Origin of the sequence: Paenibacillus woosongensis, from assembly GCF_009725165.1 — a bacterium.
GTDB lineage: Bacteria > Bacillota > Bacilli > Paenibacillales > Paenibacillaceae > Fontibacillus > Fontibacillus woosongensis.
Window position 1 is genome coordinate 382,571 of sequence record NZ_WNZW01000002.1, and the last position, 17,039, is coordinate 399,609.

General features: G+C 51.6%; 18 protein-coding genes and 1 other annotated feature. Of the genes, 1 reads left to right on the plus strand and 17 read right to left on the minus strand.

Annotation, left to right across the window (positions count from 1 at the left end; genetic code table 11):
• Window positions 1–30 precede the first annotated feature (30 nt).
• The 6 genes from GNP95_RS08280 to lspA form a co-directional block, all read right to left on the minus strand.
• Window positions 31–1,314, minus strand: a complete 1,284-nt coding sequence (locus GNP95_RS08280; RefSeq protein ID WP_155610371.1) for a dihydroorotase — start codon at window positions 1,312–1,314, stop codon at window positions 31–33.
• A gap of 79 nt (window positions 1,315–1,393) precedes the next feature.
• Complete coding sequence (locus GNP95_RS08285) at window positions 1,394–2,308, minus strand: aspartate carbamoyltransferase catalytic subunit (RefSeq protein WP_155610372.1); 915 nt, start codon at window positions 2,306–2,308, stop codon at window positions 1,394–1,396.
• Window position 2,309: 1 nt separating this feature from the next.
• The gene (gene pyrR, locus GNP95_RS08290) at window positions 2,310–2,852 is read right to left on the minus strand and encodes a bifunctional pyr operon transcriptional regulator/uracil phosphoribosyltransferase PyrR (protein ID WP_155610373.1); all 543 of its coding nucleotides are present in this window, start codon (window positions 2,850–2,852) and stop codon (window positions 2,310–2,312) included.
• Window positions 2,853–3,251: 399 nt separating this feature from the next.
• On the minus strand, window positions 3,252–4,520 hold the full coding sequence (locus GNP95_RS08295; RefSeq protein WP_155610374.1) for an LL-diaminopimelate aminotransferase: 1,269 nt from the start codon (window positions 4,518–4,520) through the stop codon (window positions 3,252–3,254).
• A 226-nt stretch (window positions 4,521–4,746) separates the two neighbouring features.
• Entirely contained in the window at window positions 4,747–5,652 is a 906-nt protein-coding gene (locus tag GNP95_RS08300; protein WP_230873747.1) for an RluA family pseudouridine synthase, read from the minus strand.
• Window positions 5,653–5,690: 38 nt separating this feature from the next.
• The gene (lspA, locus tag GNP95_RS08305) at window positions 5,691–6,188 is read right to left on the minus strand and encodes a signal peptidase II (RefSeq protein ID WP_155610376.1); all 498 of its coding nucleotides are present in this window, start codon (window positions 6,186–6,188) and stop codon (window positions 5,691–5,693) included.
• Between the two features lie 209 nt (window positions 6,189–6,397).
• On the opposite strand from lspA, the gene GNP95_RS08310 reads away from it, so the two are divergent.
• A complete protein-coding gene (locus GNP95_RS08310; protein WP_155610377.1) occupies window positions 6,398–7,141 on the plus strand; it encodes a TraR/DksA C4-type zinc finger protein in 744 nt (247 codons plus the stop codon).
• 18 nt (window positions 7,142–7,159) lie between these two features.
• On the opposite strand, the gene GNP95_RS08315 is transcribed toward GNP95_RS08310, so the two are convergent.
• From GNP95_RS08315 to sigE, 11 genes are all read right to left on the minus strand, one after another.
• Entirely contained in the window at window positions 7,160–7,504 is a 345-nt protein-coding gene (locus GNP95_RS08315) for a DUF5665 domain-containing protein (protein ID WP_155610378.1), read from the minus strand.
• Between the two features lie 159 nt (window positions 7,505–7,663).
• Window positions 7,664–10,759: an isoleucine--tRNA ligase gene (ileS, locus tag GNP95_RS08320; protein ID WP_155610379.1), complete on the minus strand. Its 3,096-nt coding sequence runs from the start codon at window positions 10,757–10,759 to the stop codon at window positions 7,664–7,666.
• 91 nt (window positions 10,760–10,850) lie between these two features.
• Window positions 10,851–11,131: a binding site (T-box leader), on the minus strand.
• Between the two features lie 66 nt (window positions 11,132–11,197).
• A complete protein-coding gene (locus tag GNP95_RS08325) occupies window positions 11,198–11,716 on the minus strand; it encodes a DivIVA domain-containing protein (protein ID WP_155610380.1) in 519 nt (172 codons plus the stop codon).
• Between the two features lie 104 nt (window positions 11,717–11,820).
• Window positions 11,821–12,603 carry a YlmH family RNA-binding protein gene (locus tag GNP95_RS08330; protein ID WP_155610381.1) on the minus strand — a complete coding sequence of 261 codons (783 nt, stop codon included), beginning with the start codon at window positions 12,601–12,603 and terminating at the stop codon, window positions 11,821–11,823.
• 9 nt (window positions 12,604–12,612) lie between these two features.
• Window positions 12,613–12,885 carry a YggT family protein gene (locus GNP95_RS08335; protein WP_155610382.1) on the minus strand — a complete coding sequence of 91 codons (273 nt, stop codon included), beginning with the start codon at window positions 12,883–12,885 and terminating at the stop codon, window positions 12,613–12,615.
• A 7-nt stretch (window positions 12,886–12,892) separates the two neighbouring features.
• A complete protein-coding gene (locus tag GNP95_RS08340; protein ID WP_155610383.1) occupies window positions 12,893–13,342 on the minus strand; it encodes a cell division protein SepF in 450 nt (149 codons plus the stop codon).
• Window positions 13,342–14,034, minus strand: coding sequence for a YggS family pyridoxal phosphate-dependent enzyme (locus GNP95_RS08345; protein ID WP_155610384.1), 693 nt, complete (start codon window positions 14,032–14,034; stop codon window positions 13,342–13,344). Before GNP95_RS08345 ends, GNP95_RS08340 begins: the two co-directional genes overlap by 1 nt.
• Before the next feature lie 8 nt (window positions 14,035–14,042).
• On the minus strand, window positions 14,043–14,891 hold the full coding sequence (pgeF, locus tag GNP95_RS08350) for a peptidoglycan editing factor PgeF (protein ID WP_155610385.1): 849 nt from the start codon (window positions 14,889–14,891) through the stop codon (window positions 14,043–14,045).
• A gap of 105 nt (window positions 14,892–14,996) precedes the next feature.
• A complete protein-coding gene (locus tag GNP95_RS08355; RefSeq protein WP_155610386.1) occupies window positions 14,997–15,305 on the minus strand; it encodes a YlmC/YmxH family sporulation protein in 309 nt (102 codons plus the stop codon).
• 135 nt (window positions 15,306–15,440) lie between these two features.
• The gene (gene sigG / locus GNP95_RS08360) at window positions 15,441–16,223 is read right to left on the minus strand and encodes an RNA polymerase sporulation sigma factor SigG (protein ID WP_155610387.1); all 783 of its coding nucleotides are present in this window, start codon (window positions 16,221–16,223) and stop codon (window positions 15,441–15,443) included.
• A gap of 78 nt (window positions 16,224–16,301) precedes the next feature.
• On the minus strand, window positions 16,302–17,024 hold the full coding sequence (gene sigE, locus GNP95_RS08365; RefSeq protein WP_155610388.1) for an RNA polymerase sporulation sigma factor SigE: 723 nt from the start codon (window positions 17,022–17,024) through the stop codon (window positions 16,302–16,304).
• Window positions 17,025–17,039: the final 15 nt, after the last annotated feature.

Sequence of the window (17,039 nt, forward strand, 5' to 3'; positions counted from 1 at the left end):
AGTTCTGCCCATGTTGCCGTTTCAATAAATTTATTGTTCCTGCCAGACTACTTTGCCGTTAACGATGGTCGTCACCGGCCAGCCTTTGAGCTTCCATCCGCCAAAAGGAGTATTGCGCCCCTTCGAAGCGAACGTTTCCGGGTTAACCTCCTGTTCCTTATCGAGATCCACAATCGTCAAATCCCCAGGTGCTCCCGGTGCCAGTCTTCCGGCGGTTAACCCGAATACCCGGGCCGGATCTTCCGTCATGCGCTGAACAAGCAGGGACAGCTCCCACTTCCCCGTCAAGACGAACTTGGTATACAGGAGTGGAAAAGCCGTTTCGAAACCGACGATACCAAACGGCGCCAGCTGCATTCCCTTGGCCTTCTCCTCTTCGCTATGCGGAGCATGGTCCGTTACGATCATGTCGATTGTCCCGTCCTCCAGCGCTTGAATACATGCCTCAACATCCCGTCGGGAACGAAGCGGCGGATTCATTTTCCAGTTCGCATCAAGGCCCGGAATGTCGGTCTCCGCGAGCAGCAGGTGATGCGGACATACCTCCGCTGTCACGCGGATGCCGATCTCCTTCGCTTGCCGAATCAGGCGGATCGATTGCTCTGTGCTGACGTGGCACACATGATAGTGTACGCCTGTCGCCTCCGCAAGCAGGATGTCGCGCCCCACGTGAATCGCCTCGGATTCGTTCGGGATGCCTTTCAGGCCATGGCGCTTCGCGAACTCACCCTCATTGACCGGAGCCCCTTCTACGAGCGAATTGTCCTCGCAGTGAGCGATAATCGGCATGTCCAGCGACTGGGCAAGCGCCATGGCGTCCTTCATCATTTGCGCGCTTTGTACGCCGACCCCATCATCCGTAAAGCCGATGGCTCCAGCTTCCTTCAGCGCCGCAAAGTCCGTCAGCTCGCGGCCAAGCTCGCTTTTTGTAATCGCAGCGTAAGGCAGGACGTTGACCAGTCCCGCTGCTTCAGCTTTGCTCTTCACCAGCTCGATCGTTTCCGGGGTGTCGATGACCGGGCGCGTGTTCGGCATGCAGGCGATCGTCGTAAACCCGCCTTTGGCTGCCGACCTGGAGCCCGTTTCGATCGTTTCTTTATGCTCATAGCCCGGCTCTCGCAAGTGGACATGCATATCGATAAAACCCGGCGTTACCAGCTTGCCTCCCGCATCGATCGTCTGATCCGCGGGCTTTGATCCTTCGCTTCCCGCTTCCGCAAGCTTCTCAATCACTCCGTCGCTGATATAGATATCCTTTAGCTGAAGCTGGCCGTTTCCGTGCAGTACATTGGCATTCGTAATTTTGAGTAGCATAACTTACCTCCGCTCATTGAATTGCTATATTCCGTGCTAGGTTATTTGTTCTAATAAGCTGTTCAGCCAGTGAGCAACACTAGTGCTTCATCGCCCGTTCCATAACTGCCATTCTGATCGGAACCCCATTCTCCATTTGCTTGAAAATGCGGGACTGGTGATGCTCCACGACGCTGTCGTCGATCTCTACGTTCCGGTTCACTGGCGCAGGATGCATGATAATCGCGTGCGGGTAGAGATTCCGTGCCCGCTCCTCCGTCATCCCGTAGTTTAGCCGGTATTCTACCGCGGAGTTCATGAACCCTCCTTCATGGCGCTCCAGTTGTACGCGAAGCATCATGATCACATCGCTGCTCATCGCCTCGTCGATGGACACATAAGGAGCATGGCATTCGAGCTCCGGCGCCTTCATGCTGTCCGGTGCGCAGAATTTCACCTGCGCTCCTAATTTCTGCAGGGCCCACAAATTCGAGCGTGCTACCCGGCTGTGCTTGATATCGCCGATAATGGATACCTTGAGTCCTTTCAGTTCGCCAAAATGTTTTCTCATCGTATATACGTCAAGCAGCGCTTGCGTCGGATGCTCATTGTTGCCGTCCCCGGCATTGATGAGCGGAATCGACACTTTCTCGGCGATCTCTTCCAAGACGCCGATTGGCTTGAGGCGGATAACTCCGGCATCGATGCCCATCGATTCCAGCGTGCGGACCGTATCGTAGATGGATTCGCCTTTCTCTACGCTGGACGAAGCCGCCGTAAAGTTCATCACTTCGGCTCCCAGGCGTTTCTCAGCCATTTCGAAGGAGAATCGCGTCCGCGTACTGTTCTCAAAAAACATGTTAGAGATGAAGCGGTCCTTCAAAATCGGAACTACCTTCTCCTTCTGGCTATTCCAGTAAGCGGCCCGGTCAAGAATCCAGTTGATTTCTGCACCGCTTAAATGCTTTAATCCCAGCAGACTGCGCTCTTTCAATGCGGAAGCTGTCATCGCCATATCAGTTCTCCTCCCGATGGTGCAAAATCCGAACAACGTCGCTTCCATCGATTTCCTGAAGCATGACCTCAATCTCTTCGGACTTGGAGGTTGGAACATTCTTGCCGATGTAATCCGGCCGGATGGGAAGCTCCCGGTGCCCGCGGTCAGCAAGCACGGCAAGCTGGATGTTCTCCGGACGCCCGCAGTCCATAATCGCGTCCATTGCCGCACGAATCGTGCGTCCCGTATAAAGAACGTCATCAAACAAAATTACTTTTTTGCCATGTACCGGCAGGCTGAAGGTGTTGCTATTCGTTCCTTCCGTCTTGTTCCGGTCATCCCGGTAGAAGGTTACATCCAGCTCTCCCCAAGGGATGCTTGCCCCTTCGATTTCTTCCAGACGCTCGGCAAGCCGTTTCGCCAGGAAAACACCCCGCGTTTTGATGCCTGCAAGTACGCATCCTTCAATCCCCTTGTTTCGCTCCAATATTTCGTGCGCAATTCTGGTAAGTGCCCGCCGAATTGCAGTCTCATCCATAATGACATGTGTGTCAATGCTCATGGTATTGGCCTCCTAAGATGATAAATTCACCTGGTTCCGTGATAGCGCACAAAAAAACTCCTTGCCTGATACAGGCAAGGAGCCGTTAGCCACAGTAAATGACCATGACTATCTGCGGGCGAGTATCGGGAGATCACCGCGCAGAAAAGCGCAGGTCTCCCCATAACGACCCATTCACGTTACCTTGCCAGCCTCACGGGACTGATTTAAAGGTGCTATTGATTTAAGTGAATTATGACAGAAAGCACCTTATCTTGTCAAGAAGGCAACCTAGAAAAATAGGATGAATATTTTGGAACGCGAGATGGATGGAAAAAATGGCCTTGCATACCCCATCGCGTTGTTTTTAATAATTATACATACAAACTAATAATTATACAACACTTTATACAATCGCCGTTAAAACACGAAAGAAATATCTTCGAGGCGCCGTTTGATTTCCGCAACGACTCTTCGCTCTTCCTCCATTCCATCAGCCGCAAACGTTACCGAGAAGCGCACAAAAGCGCCGGCCTCATCCCACGGTACCGTCGAAATCAACTTGTGGCGAATTAAATACTGGGAGAATTCCTCCGCTGATCCGAAGGCCTCTCCGCCCGCTATCTCCTTAGGTGCCTTTACGTATAGAAAAAAAGAACCCCTAGGCTTACTCGCTTCGAAGCCAAGTTCATTCAGCGCGCTTACGAGGAGCTCGTGCCGTCTTGAATACTTAGCAGCGATGGCCTCCGTTATTTCCGGCCTGGATAAAGCATAAGCGGCCGCCTTCTGAATCGCGATAAATTGCCCCGAATCGCAATTGTCCTTTACATCGCTGAACGCTTTGACGATTAGCGGGTTCCCGGCGACGAAGCCGATGCGCCAGCCCGTCATGTTATACGACTTGGATAAAGAGTGCAGTTCTACGCCGACTTCTTTGGCCCCCGGAACGGACAGGAAGCTCAACGGCTTCTGCCTGTCGTACGTCAGAGCTGCATAAGGGGCGTCATGAACGACGATGACATCGTATTTTTTAGCCCAGCAGACAACCTCCGCAAAGAAATCATAACTCGCACATGCACCCGTCGGATTATTCGGATAATTTAAATAGAGCAGCTTTGCCCGCTGGGCAACCTCTTCCGGAATTGCTGCAAGAACGGGGAGAAAGCCATTCTCCTCCATGAGCGGTACATGATATACTTCCCCGCCCAAATATTTCGTATGAGTTCCCAGTACCGGATAACCCGGAACTGTCATAATCGCCACATCCCCCGGGTTGATGAAGCAATATGGCAGCATCGCCAGGGCCGGCTTGGAGCCGATTGAATGCACGATTTCTGTCGCAGGATCAATGCCCTCCACCCCGAACACATTTCCCAAATATTGTGCCGCAGCTTCCTTGAACTCAGCTATGCCATTATCGGCATAACCTCTGTTTTCCGGCTTGGCCGCCTCCGCCGCCAGCTTCAGCACGATGGCTTGATCAGCCATTTCGTCGGGCTCGCCTACGCCCAGATCAATCAATTCTATATCGGGGAATTCTGCCCTGGCAGCAGCTTTTGCCCGTTTGATTTTCTCGAATTTATAGATTGCTGTATCCGTCCCGTAACCCGCGCCGCCAATTCTCTCTGCAAACTGCCGCTGAATATAAGTGTTTTTATTTGGTTCCGAATTTATTGTTTGTACTGTCATGTTCATCCATCTCCTTCATCGGTCTATCGTTATATGATGCTTGAAGCCCACCGGCCATGGAATGGATAAATCGAGCTATCGTTTGCACTTTTATGCTGTATAGGTGAATCAGAGCAAAAAAAACCTCCTGACTAATCTCGGGCCCGAAGCCCGATATCTTGTCAGAAGGTGTTATTGTATTAAATATTTGTCCAGCCGCTTCTAGCTAGCCACGTTCGGCGGCAATTTAGCGGCTTCGGAGCGAATGAAGCAAATCCTCCATATCCGCTGGCAGCAGAGCTGTGAATTCCTTATACTCGCCCGTGGAAGGATGCACGAATCCAAGAACCGCCGCATGGAGCGCTTGTCCATTGAATTTCGGGCCTTTGCTTCGCCCGTACATTGGATCGCCTACCAACGGATGGCCGATGAACTTCATATGCACGCGAATTTGGTGAGTTCTCCCGGTCTCCAGCTTCAGCTCCAGCAGCGTGTAATCCCCGAAGCGTTCCATGACGTGAAAATGGGTCACCGCATGCTTGCTATTGCGATCAATGACGGTGTACATTTTACGGTCGTGAGGGTCACGTCCGATGGGAGCATCCACGGTGCCCTGATCATGGCTAAGATTGCCATGAACGACCGCCAAGTACCTCCGTGTCACCGAATGCTCCTTCAGCTGAGCCGCCAGCGAAGCATGGGATTTGTCATTTTTCGCCGCCATGATCAGCCCTGATGTATCCTTGTCAATCCGATGAACAATCCCCGGGCGCAGCTCGCCATTAATGCCGGACAAATCCTTGCAATGCGCCATCAGCGCATTGACAAGCGTACCGGAAGAATGCCCGGGAGCAGGATGGACGACCATGCCCCGCGGTTTGTTGACAACGATGACATCGCTGTCTTCATAGTAAATATCCAGCGGGATATCCTCCGGGACAATTTCTACGGATTCTGCCTCGGGGATAGTCAGCGTAATGCGGTCTCCCGCCGCGAGCTTGTAATTGGTCTTTACAGTTGTACCGTTAACCAGCACGGCTCCTTCTTCAATCCAAATTTGGATTTGCGTACGCGAGGTATCCTCGCCGAGCTGCTCTTTGACAAATTTATCGACCCGGGCCTTGGCTGCCACTTCGTCAATCAGCCATTCCATTTCGTTATCCTCTGCATGTTCGTAAGATGTCAATTCATTCATGTCTTATCCTCTTGCTCAGCCACAACAGCCGAGGCCTGCTTCTCCCGCTTCATTTCCAGGAACGAGTCCAGCACGATCATCCCGAAGCCGATCACAATCGAGGAATCAGCCACGTTAAAAATCGGGAACGTATAGCTGCCGAAATTGAACTGCAGGAAATCAACAACTTCCCCGGTGAGCAGCCGATCCAGGAAATTGCCCAGCGTTCCGCCTAAAACGAGCGAAAGCGCGACAGGCAGCAATTTGTTGGAGGACTTTTTCACTTTTTGCAAATACCAAATAACGCCGATTACGACGATGACCGTGAATATGATAAAAAACCAGCGCTGGTTCTCCAAAATTCCAAAAGCCGCGCCACGGTTGCGATGCGAAGTGATCAGAAAGAAGTCTCCGATAATGGGAATTTGCTCCCCAATGGCCATACGCGTAGCTATCAAATACTTCGTACCCTGATCGACCAGGAAAATAATTAACGCTATCAAAAAATATATCATGCGGCAAAGTCACCTCGTTTTTCATTTCCCCCGCATCAGCCGGCGGTAGGATTAACCACATGCAAGCCCTGTATATTGTAGCACAGCAGGAATTAAGTCGTCCATGTAAGATAGTATTTTCCGTAGGTAAATCGTCGTACTTTGACGCAAAATAAAGCTATGAACAATGCCCATGCGACTATCCGGGCCGAAAGGAGACCTGACCTTATATGCCTCATCCTAACCTTACCAAGCAGCTCCTCGAGGAGCTTGAAGCCCAGCTGCGCTCCGAGCAGCAGTCCATTGAAACCAAGCTGTCCGCCAATGACCACTACGGCTTAGAGGGGAGCGTCCGCGACAATACAAGCGAGCTTAGCACGATTGACAATCACCCTGGCGATATCGGGACAGAAGTGTTCGAGCGCGGTAAAGACGTGGCTCTGACCAATCATGATGAGTTGCGGCTAACCCGCGTAAAGGACGCACTGGATCGGATGGCTGCAGGAAGCTACGGCTATTGCTTAACATGCGACCAGCCAATTGATATCGAGCGGCTAAAAGCTCTGCCCGAGACGGCTTACTGCAAGGATCACAGTCCACAGTCCAAGGTGTCGAGGGACAGGCCTGTAGAGGAGCTTGTGCTGTATCCGCCGTTTGGCCGAACGAGCCTGGATGAGCGCGCCGACGAGACCGAGTTTGACGGCGAGGACGCCTGGCAGATCGTTGAAAGCTATGGTACTTCGAACTCTCCAGCCATGGCGGAGGAGGACGAAGTCGATGATTACAATGATATGGAAATTGAAGCCAGCAACGAACTAGACGGATTCGTCGAACCATACGAAAGCTTTGTTGCTACAGATATTTACGGCCGTAACGTTGTTTTTTACCGCAATGGCCAATACCGTAAGCATATGAGCGCCACGGAACATCTGGATAGCGAGGATTCGCTTGGCGATGGACCGAACATTTACTAATCACGCTTGCTGCATTGGCTAAAATGTTTTAAGCTCCAGCTGGCGCTGTACGATCCGGACGATATCGGCGATATAATCTCCGATGATCGGCAGATTGAGCGCCCCCAGGATTTGCAGAATATAAATGATCGTGGCTGCAAAAAAAGTGAACCCGATCGCAATTCCGACGCCCCTCGCCATACCGGCCAGAACGTTGCGCCAGATGAGGCTCCATGGATGGTACAACAGCTCGGCATACTCAATGATCCGGGATTGCTCGAGCTGCTGCGCCCATTTCAGAGTCATGTCGTACATGACGTTTACTTTCTCTTCTGCTGTATCAGATAATTTATCATGGCCTGCTTCCGGTTTCTGCTGAGTCATATGGGCTATCCATCCTTTACTGAAGGCGGCGCTAAGAAGCCAAATAGTGTTGAATTGAACGCAAACGAGCCAGGCTCCCTTGAATAAGGGATTTACCTGAGCTCGTTTGCGCTTGGGTTCTAGATATTATGACCTTCAGTCAGGGCTGCCATACAGCGATTAGCCCTTGATTTGGATTCCGATCTTCTTCGTGCCGAGATCTGCGGTTTCAGCTTCGCCCTCTGGCTTGCCAAACGTAACGTCCGTGATCAGGACGTTATCGCGCAGCACCTGTTCAAATGCCTCGATCGCCGCTTTCAGCTCATCGTCCACATCGAGGACAAGATGCACTCGCTTCTCGATCGGCAGATCCAGCTTCTTGCGGGTATCCTGAACGGCCCGAACGACCTCGCGCACCCAGCCCTCCTGCTCAAGCTCCGGTGTAATATCGGTGTTCAGTGCTACCGTAATGCCATAACCTGATGCGGAAGCAAAGCCAGGCTTCGCCTGCTTGTCGATCAGCAGCTCATCCGCCGTAATCTGCAGCTCTTCCCCTTCCGGAGAAGTAACATGGATCGCTCCGCTTTCTACTGCCCGGCGGGTATCCTCTGGCGCCAGTCCTTTTAGAAAGCCTTGCAGGAATCCTACGTTTTTACCGTATTTCTTACCAGCGACTTTCAAGTTCAGCTTCAGCGTAAAATCAACGAATCCGCTGTCGCTTGTCTCCAGTTCAATCTGCTTGACGTTAATCTCGTCCTTGATAATTCCCTCGTATTCACTCACCGCAAAATCGTGATCCATCGAGACGATCAGGCTCGTTAGCGGCTGGCGTGTTTTGATTCCGGTCTCATTCCGCACGTTGCGGGCCAGTTCGACGATCTGACGCGCTGCCTCCATATCCTTCTCCAGCTTCTCGTCGATCAGCGCTTCGTCAGCCTTCGGATAATCATCCAAATGCACGCTCTCGCCACCGCCAAGATTCGTATAAATATCCTCTGCCAATAGCGGCGTGTACGGCGCCATCAGCTTGGAAAGCGTCAGCAGCACGTTGATTAGAGTCTGATAAGCGGATACCTTATCCTCTCCGAGACCGCTGCCCCAGAAACGGTCGCGCGAACGGCGGATATACCAGTTGCTCAGCTCATCGATAAAGCCTTCGATCGCTTTGGCCGGGTTCAGGAAATCATTCACGGCAAGTCCTTTGCCTACAACCTGGATCAGGCTGTTCAGTCTGGATAGAATCCAGCGGTCCAGCTTGCTCTTCGAAGGGCGGAATTCATGCTCCTCCGGCTTGAAACCGTCGATTGCCGCATATAGCGTCAAGAAAGAGTGCGTGTTCACCAGCGTGTCCACAACTTTGGATTTCGCCTCAGCCACGATCCCCTTAGAGAAACGCTTGCTGTTCCATGGCGCGCTGTCGGACAGCAAGGCCCACCGGAAAGCATCCGCTCCGAATTCATTGATGATATCCCAAGGATCAATGACGTTCCCTTTGGATTTAGACATCTTCTGTCCATTCTCGTCAAGAATATGCCCCGTCGAAATGACTGCCTTATAAGGTGCCTTGCCATTAAAGAGCGTCGATACAGCAAGCAGGCTGTAGAACCAGCCGCGCGTCTGGTCGATCCCTTCGCAAATCATATCGGCCGGGTACTGCTCCTCGAATACTTTCTGATCACCAAACGGGTAATGATACTGGGCGAACGGCATCGAGCCGCTATCGAACCAGACATCGATCACCTCGGATGTGCGCTCCATAATTCCGCCGTCACAGTGCGGGCAATGGAGCTTCACCTCATCCACGTAAGGCTTGTGCAGCTCAAGATCCTCGGATATATGACCAACGGCATGGTCGCGCAAATCCTTATGGCTCGAAGGAGCGTATTCGCCCTTACAGGAGCCGCACACCCAGACATTCAGCGGGGTGCCCCAATAACGGTTGCGGCTGATGTTCCAATCAACCAGATCCTCGAGGAACTTGCCAAAGCGGCCTTCGCGGATATGGCCCGGGTACCATTGCACGTTATTGTTGTTGGCGATTAGTTGATCCTTAACCGCGGTCGTCTCAATAAACCAGCTCTCCATCGCATAGTAGAGCAGCGGCGATTTGCAGCGCCAGCAGAATGGATAGCTGTGCTCGTATTTCTCTTTAGAGTACAATAGTCCTCGTTCAGAGAGCCATTTGACAATGTCGAGATCGCAGTCCTTCACGAAGCGGCCAGCAAATTCTGTCACTTCGTCCGTATAGCGTCCTTGCGAGTTGACGACGCTGACGAATTCTACCTTATTCTCGCGGCACACTCTATAGTCGTCTTCACCATGAGCAGGGGCCATATGAACGATCCCTGTACCGCTCGCATCCGTGACGAAGTCTGCGCCAAGTATGACGAGCCCATTCTCGGGCGAAACGTAGTTAAATGGCGGAGTATAAGGCTTGCCAACAAGCTCGGCTCCCTTTAACGTGGACAGGATCTCGAATTCGCCTTTGAGCACGTCGTCCGCCAGATTTTTGGCAACGATATAAACGCCGTCGTCCTGCTTCGCACGAACATATTCCAATTCCGGATTCACGGCTAGGGCCACGTGCGAAGGCAGCGTCCAAGGCGTCGTCGTCCAGGCAAGCACATATTCGCCGCTGTCCTTAAGCTTGAACTTCGCCGTAGCGCTCAAATCCTTGACGTCCTCATAGCCTTGAGCTACCTCATGTGAGCTGAGTGTCGTTTGGCAGCACGGGCAGTACGGGCTTACGCGATGACCGCGGTACAGCAGCCCCTTCTGGTGAATGGTGGACAAAATATTCCACACGCTTTCGATATACGAATTTTGCAAGGTGATATACGGATTATCGAGATCAGTCCAATATGCGATCCCTTCCGTTAATTCACGCCATTGCTTCTCGTATTCGAACACGCTATCCTTACACTTCTTCACGAACTTTTCGACACCGTATTTCTCGATTTCCTGCTTGCCGGAAATGCCGAGCTGCTTCTCGACGCCAAGCTCAACCGGCAATCCGTGTGTATCCCAGCCGGCCTTGCGGACCACGCGGTAGCCGTTCATCGTCTGATAACGGCCGATAAAGTCCTTGATTACACGGCCTAGAACGTGACCGATATGCGGAGCGCCGTTTGCGGTAGGCGGGCCTTCATAAAATACATAGTTCGGGCGGCCTTCACGGTTTTCCATGCTGCGTTTGAACGTATTTTCCTGCTTCCATTTGGCCAGGATACGCTGATCGCGGGCGCGCGCTGGTTCTTTGACATCTACTTTTCTCATTTTGTAGCGACTTCCTTTCAATGCATATTATTAGCTTTAAAATCTAACAGGCTGCAGCAACCTCTATAGGCAACAAAAAAAGCCCCGCCCCAAAAGGGACGAGACTCCTATCTCGCGTTACCACCCTTGTTCCACACTGCTTCCTGTCCGGAATGCTCCGACTCGGCAGCATGGCACTCTGATCCCATACGCTTCATATGGAGCCGGTATAACGGCCGGCAGCCGGATATAGCTTACGCTTTCCACAGCGGAAATCTCAGCTCATCTTCTCCGGGATGATATTCCGTCTGTGTCTTGAACGTTGACTCGCAGCAAATCGTCAACTCTCTGAGAACAAAATCACAGCGTACTGGTTCCCATCATCAAATCTATATACATAATTTAATATGTCTATAGTTATAACTTATGATGCCCCGCTCTGTCAACAAGGCAGACGTTTTAGTAAATCTCCTTAATTTCACGCTCGCGTTCACGGTCGCGATCCTCAAGCCGTTCACGGTCTTCAAGCGACTCCCAGCCGTCGTTGCTGAGCAGATCGAGCTGGGCCTCGACCAGCGTACGGAAACGGGCGCGATAAATCGAAGCCTGCTTCTTCAGTTCCTCGACTTCCATCGCGATCTTGCGCGACTTCGCCAGCGATTCATTGACGATCCGATCGGCGTTCTTCTCAGCTTCCTTTACGATGAGCTGCGCTTCCTTCTTGGCGTTGTTCTTCACTTCATCCGCCGCTTCCTGCGCCACGATGATCGTCTTGCTGAGTGTTTCTTCAATATTTGCAAAATGATCCAACCGCTCCTGCACGGCCAGCAGCTGGCTCTGGAGCTCCTTGTTCTCCCGGATCACGATCTCGTAATCTTTGATCACCTGATCAAGAAATTCATTGACTTCATCTTCATCGTAACCGCGAATACGTCTGGAGAATTCTTTATTATGTATATCCAGCGGCGTTAATGGCATGTTGCGCACCTCCTAGAAAATTCGAAGCTTCTGTTAAATAGAAGCATTACAGCACAAGTGTTGTTGTTAAATTCGACAGGAATCCCCGAACTCCTGCAAAGCCTTCACACAAATTTACCAATTCGGACACGGTGTCTGCCCTTTTTCGTCATGCCGTCCGCCTCCAACACCTTGAATCTGCCGAATCCTTGGAGCGCTACAACGTCGCCTGGTTTTAACGGTTTGGACGGATCCTCCTCCGTCTTCCAATTCACCCGGCAGCGGCCCGCCTTGATTGGCACGACGATTTTGCTCCGGCTCAAACGGAACACGTCGCTTGCGATCCCGTCCAAACGTAAAGAAGCCACCGTGATATCCAGCGGCTCCAGCACAGCATCTGCCGTTCTAAGCGCCTCGAGTCCCAGCACTTCGGTCGCCACGCTGACCCGGTGTACCTGGCGCAAATTCATATCCAAAAAGGCGGATATTTCCTTCGCCACAATAACATGGCATCCGTCTTCACGGACATGAATGTCGCCGACTTTATCCCTTTTGAGCCCGAGCCCCAGAATGGCTCCCAAATAATCGCCGTGCTGAAGCGAAGCCAGCTTCTGGTCATCCGACGTGATGCTGAGCACCTTCATATTCATCGGCTCCGCCTCAATTTCCCGGTAATCGGGTGCGATCAGCGCCCGCTTCCGTTCCGCCTCCGGGAACCCGCCATCCAACCGGATACGGACATCCGCATGGCGATTCGCCAGGCTCTCCACGATGTGGCATTGCCGCGGGTCCAGGAAGTCGCTTAATTTCGCTTCATGATAATCCCCTGCATTCACAACCCACTCCCAGGCCCGGTCAACGAACGGGCGCTCTTCCGGAAGAAAATGTTCATGGATGTTAGACCGCATACGCTACCTTTACCCCAGCACGTAGCTCAGCACGCCAATCAAGCCGAAAACGGCCATCCGCAGTACGAAAATAGCGACGATCGGCGAAATGTCGATCATACCCATAATCGGCGGAATAAAGCGTCTGAACGGGGCCAAAAAAGGCTCGACCACCTTGCCAAGCAGTTCTCCAATAAAGCTCTCACGGGCGTTTGGCACCCATGACATCAAAATATAAATCAAAATCATGTAAAAATATATATCATGCAGCGTCCAAATCAAGCGATAAATATCAAATCCCAAGCTGCCTTCACCTCATTCTGTTATATTCATGTTCTTCAGTCAGAATTTCCGTAATCGAGCCTTGTATTTCTACCGTATCCGGGGTACAGAGAAATATGTTTCCGCCGATTTTGGAAATGCTGCCGCTGAGCGCGTAGATCGTGCCGCTGAGAAAATCAATAATGCGCATCGCCTGATCGTTGCGGACCCTTTGCAGGTTCACAACGACAGACCGGTGCGAGCGCAAATGATCCGCGATTTCCTGCGCCTCATCGTAAGACCGCGGCTCATACAGGATAACCTTAACGTTCTTCTGGGAATGGATACTGACCACATTGTTCAACTTCTGATTCCGCCGAGCCTCGAAGCTAGGGGCTTCAAACTCGGCTTCCTCTTGCTCCTGAAGCTTCTCGCGCTCCACGATTTCTTCTTCTTCCTGAAGGCCCAGAAAATTCATAAACCGATTCATAACTCCCATTACATCTCCTCCCCTTTCCCTACTAGAATTGTACCCAAGCGCACCCATGTCGCTCCTTCCTCAATCGCTACTTCAAAATCTCCCGACATCCCCATCGACAACTCGGTTAACGGTTCATTCGTAATTTTCTGGGCATTCAGCCGATCCCTTAGCTCCCGGAGCCCCCGGAATACCGGCCGTGTCAGCTCCGGGTCATCCTCGATCGGTGCCATAGTCATAAGTCCAATTATTCTGATGTGAGGATAAGAGGCGATTTCCCTCAGCAAATCAGCCGCCTCTTCAGGGCTAACTCCATGCTTGGACGTTTCCCCGGATACGTTCACCTGCAGAAACGCAGAAACGGTAATCCCTTGAGCTGCTGCCCTCTTCTCTAGCTCCTTGGCTAAGGAAAGACGATCCAAGGAATGAATATATTGAAATTTGCCAATGACGTCCCTAACTTTATTGGTCTGCAAATGGCCGATGAAATGCCATACTCCCCGTCCTTCCAGCGCCTCCCATTTAGGAACCGCGTTCTGCGGACGGTTCTCGCCGATATGAACAATGCCTTCATCCAGCAGCAAGCCTGTCGTCTCCAGGCCTACATACTTCGTCACTGCGACGACGTTGACGTCGTCCCGCCGGCGGCCGCTTCGTTCGCAAGCTGCTTGGATGCGGTGTTCCACCTGCTGTATCCGATCTTTGAGCGACAAAGAAAGGATCACCTCTCTTTCATGCCAATCCAGCTCGCCATCCTGCCGGTTACTCCGTTCTGTTTGCGATAAGAGAAGAACTTATCAGGATGGCAGCTTGTACACCATGTTGTACATTCGATATGAGTCGGCAATATTCCTGCTTTTATCATAATGATTCGATTCAATTCTTTCAAGTTCAGCATGCATCGGCCCGGTTTAACGGACGGCGCTGTGAACGCAGCGACCGTCTTGCCTGCCGGAAGTCCGGCTCTCACCTTGGACATGACCGCTTCATCGACCTCGTAGCAGCATTCCCCGATCGACGGTCCGATGGCCGCCCGAATATCCTCTCTGCGGCTTCCATACTCCTTCTCCATCGTCTCTATGACCACGGCCGCGATTTGACCTACCGTACCTTTCCAGCCGGCATGAGCCAAGCCTACGGCTTCCTGGACAGGGTCAAGGAAGTAGAGCGGAACACAATCGGCATAAAACGAGGTCAGCAAAACTCCGCGAACGTTGGTGACTAGACCGTCCGTATTCTGAAAGGCGCTTTCCCGCTCCAAATAACCTTTGCCTGCATCGGCGTGTTTCACTATAGCAACATGCGTCCCATGAACCTGCTCGCCACAGGTCCACTGCCCGGGCTCAAAGTCCAGAAACTCCGCTAGGATGTTACGGTTATCCAGCGCATCGGCCTGATCATCGCCGACATGATAGGCCAGGTTCAGCGAATCGTAAGGGGGGCTGCCTACCCCGCCATTTCGGCCGCTAAAGCCGGCGCTTAGTCCGGGCAGCATGCCGTTCCAGCTCTCCAGCATAAACGTTTCGGGCTGGCCATTCCTTTCTATAGCTTTCCATTTAAACGGCTCCATCATCCACCTCTTTATCATTTCATATCCTGAAATGGTACTGTAAACTCAAGTTTACCATAAGGCGAACCGCTTTTCGAAGAGGCAGCCCGCCGAATTCCGTGAATTCTAGCCTCGGCGTTCTGCTCTCCCGTCCCGGTCGATATAGACAGTCGTCTCAAATTGCTGGACGCCGCTTTGGGCCAAGCCGTCCATTTTGACCAGTACGACGTCCGAGCCGATCTTCACGATGTTTTTCCAGGGGATGATGAGATCGCTCCCTCCCCCAAACAAGCCCATAAACTTCGTGTTGACCGGAACCACGATGGCTTCAATGACACCCTGCTGCAGATCAAGCTCTAAATCGCTAATATGCCCCAGCCTTTTGCCGTCAACAACATTGATGACATCCTTCGTTTGAAAATCAGATATTTTCATGCCAGCCTCCCGCCAACCGTTTGTAATATGTATATGATAATCGTCCGCAAAACATTTAAAGAACCCGACGGACAAATAAGAAAAAGGTTCCTTTCCTTTAAATCCAAAAAAAGGGCTCCCGAAGGAACCCATAATTTAAGACTTAACGTGCTTCTGCATTTGTAAAATAGCGGATTTCTCAAGCCTCGAAACTTGCGCCTGAGAGATGCCGATTTCATCGGCGACCTCCATTTGCGTCTTTCCTTCGAAGAATCGCATTGATAGAATCATCTTCTCGCGGCGGTTCAGCCGCTGCATCGCCTCACGCAAGGCGATCTCTTCGATCCAGGATACATCCTTGTTCTTATCGTCGCTAATTTGATCCATAACATAGATCGGATCGCCGCCGTCATGGTAAATGGGCTCAAACAAAGAGACTGGATCCTGGATGGCATCCAGGGCAAATACCACATCCTCCTTCGGCAAACCCAGCGCTTCGGAAATTTCGAAGATCGTTGGCTCCCGCGAATTCTGGTTGGTCAGACTGTCGCGCATTTGCAGCGCTTTGTAGGCAATGTCGCGCAGGCTGCGGGATACCCGGATCGGATTGTTATCCCTTAAATACCGCCGGATTTCCCCGATGATCATCGGTACGGCATAAGTAGAGAATTTAACGTTCTGCGATAAATCGAAATTATCGATGGCTTTCATGAGTCCAATGCAGCCGACTTGAAATAAATCGTCTACAAACTCCCCCCGATTGTTGAATCGCTGGATGACACTCAGCACTAGCCTAAGGTTGCCATTCACTAACTTTTCTCTGGCTGATCTTTCATTGTCCTGCTGCAGGGAGCGGAACAACTCGCGCATTTCCACATTGGTTAGAACGGGCAATTTTGCAGTATCTACACCGCAAATCTCGACTTTGTTTCGGGTCATCGTGTCTTTACCTCCCAAGGAGAAACTTAATGATCATTATCTCCCGGGGCTGTATTTTTATTCCTTTGTTTATGACCTCTAGACCATCTTATTAAACTCCTTACGGAGACGTTTGATAATCCTTTTTTCCAGCCGGGAAATGTAAGATTGCGATATTCCCAGCAAGTCAGCCACGTCCTTCTGCGTCTTCTCGTCGCCGTCAACGAGGCCGAAGCGCAGCTCCATAATCAGCCGCTCCCGCTCGCTCAGCTTATCAAGCGCTTTGTGCAGCAGCTTGCGGTCAACCTGTTCCTCGATATTGCGGTAAATCGTATCATTCTCCGTGCCAAGCACGTCGGAGAGCAGCAGCTCATTGCCGTCCCAATCAATGTTGAGCGGCTCGTCGAAAGATACTTCTGTGCGTATTTTACTGTTGCGCCGTAAATACATTAATATTTCATTCTCGATGCAGCGGGAAGCATACGTTGCCAGCTTAATCTTCTTCTCCGGATCGAACGTATTGACGGCTTTGATCAGTCCGATGGCCCCAATGGACACGAGATCTTCGATGTTGATTCCGGTATTTTCGAATTTCCGGGCGATGTAAACGACCAGACGCAGATTTCGTTCGATGAGCATGGCTCGAATTGCGGAATCTCCCGAGGAAAGGCGCTGCAGCAAATATTCTTCTTCTTCCCTCGTCAAAGGAGGCGGCAGCGCCTCGCTCCCCCCGATATAGTAGATTTCCTCGCTCTTGAGTCCGAACAGGAACAACAGCCGATAATACTGTAATTGCAGCATCAACTTCCATCTAACACGCATTTTATTTCCTCCTAT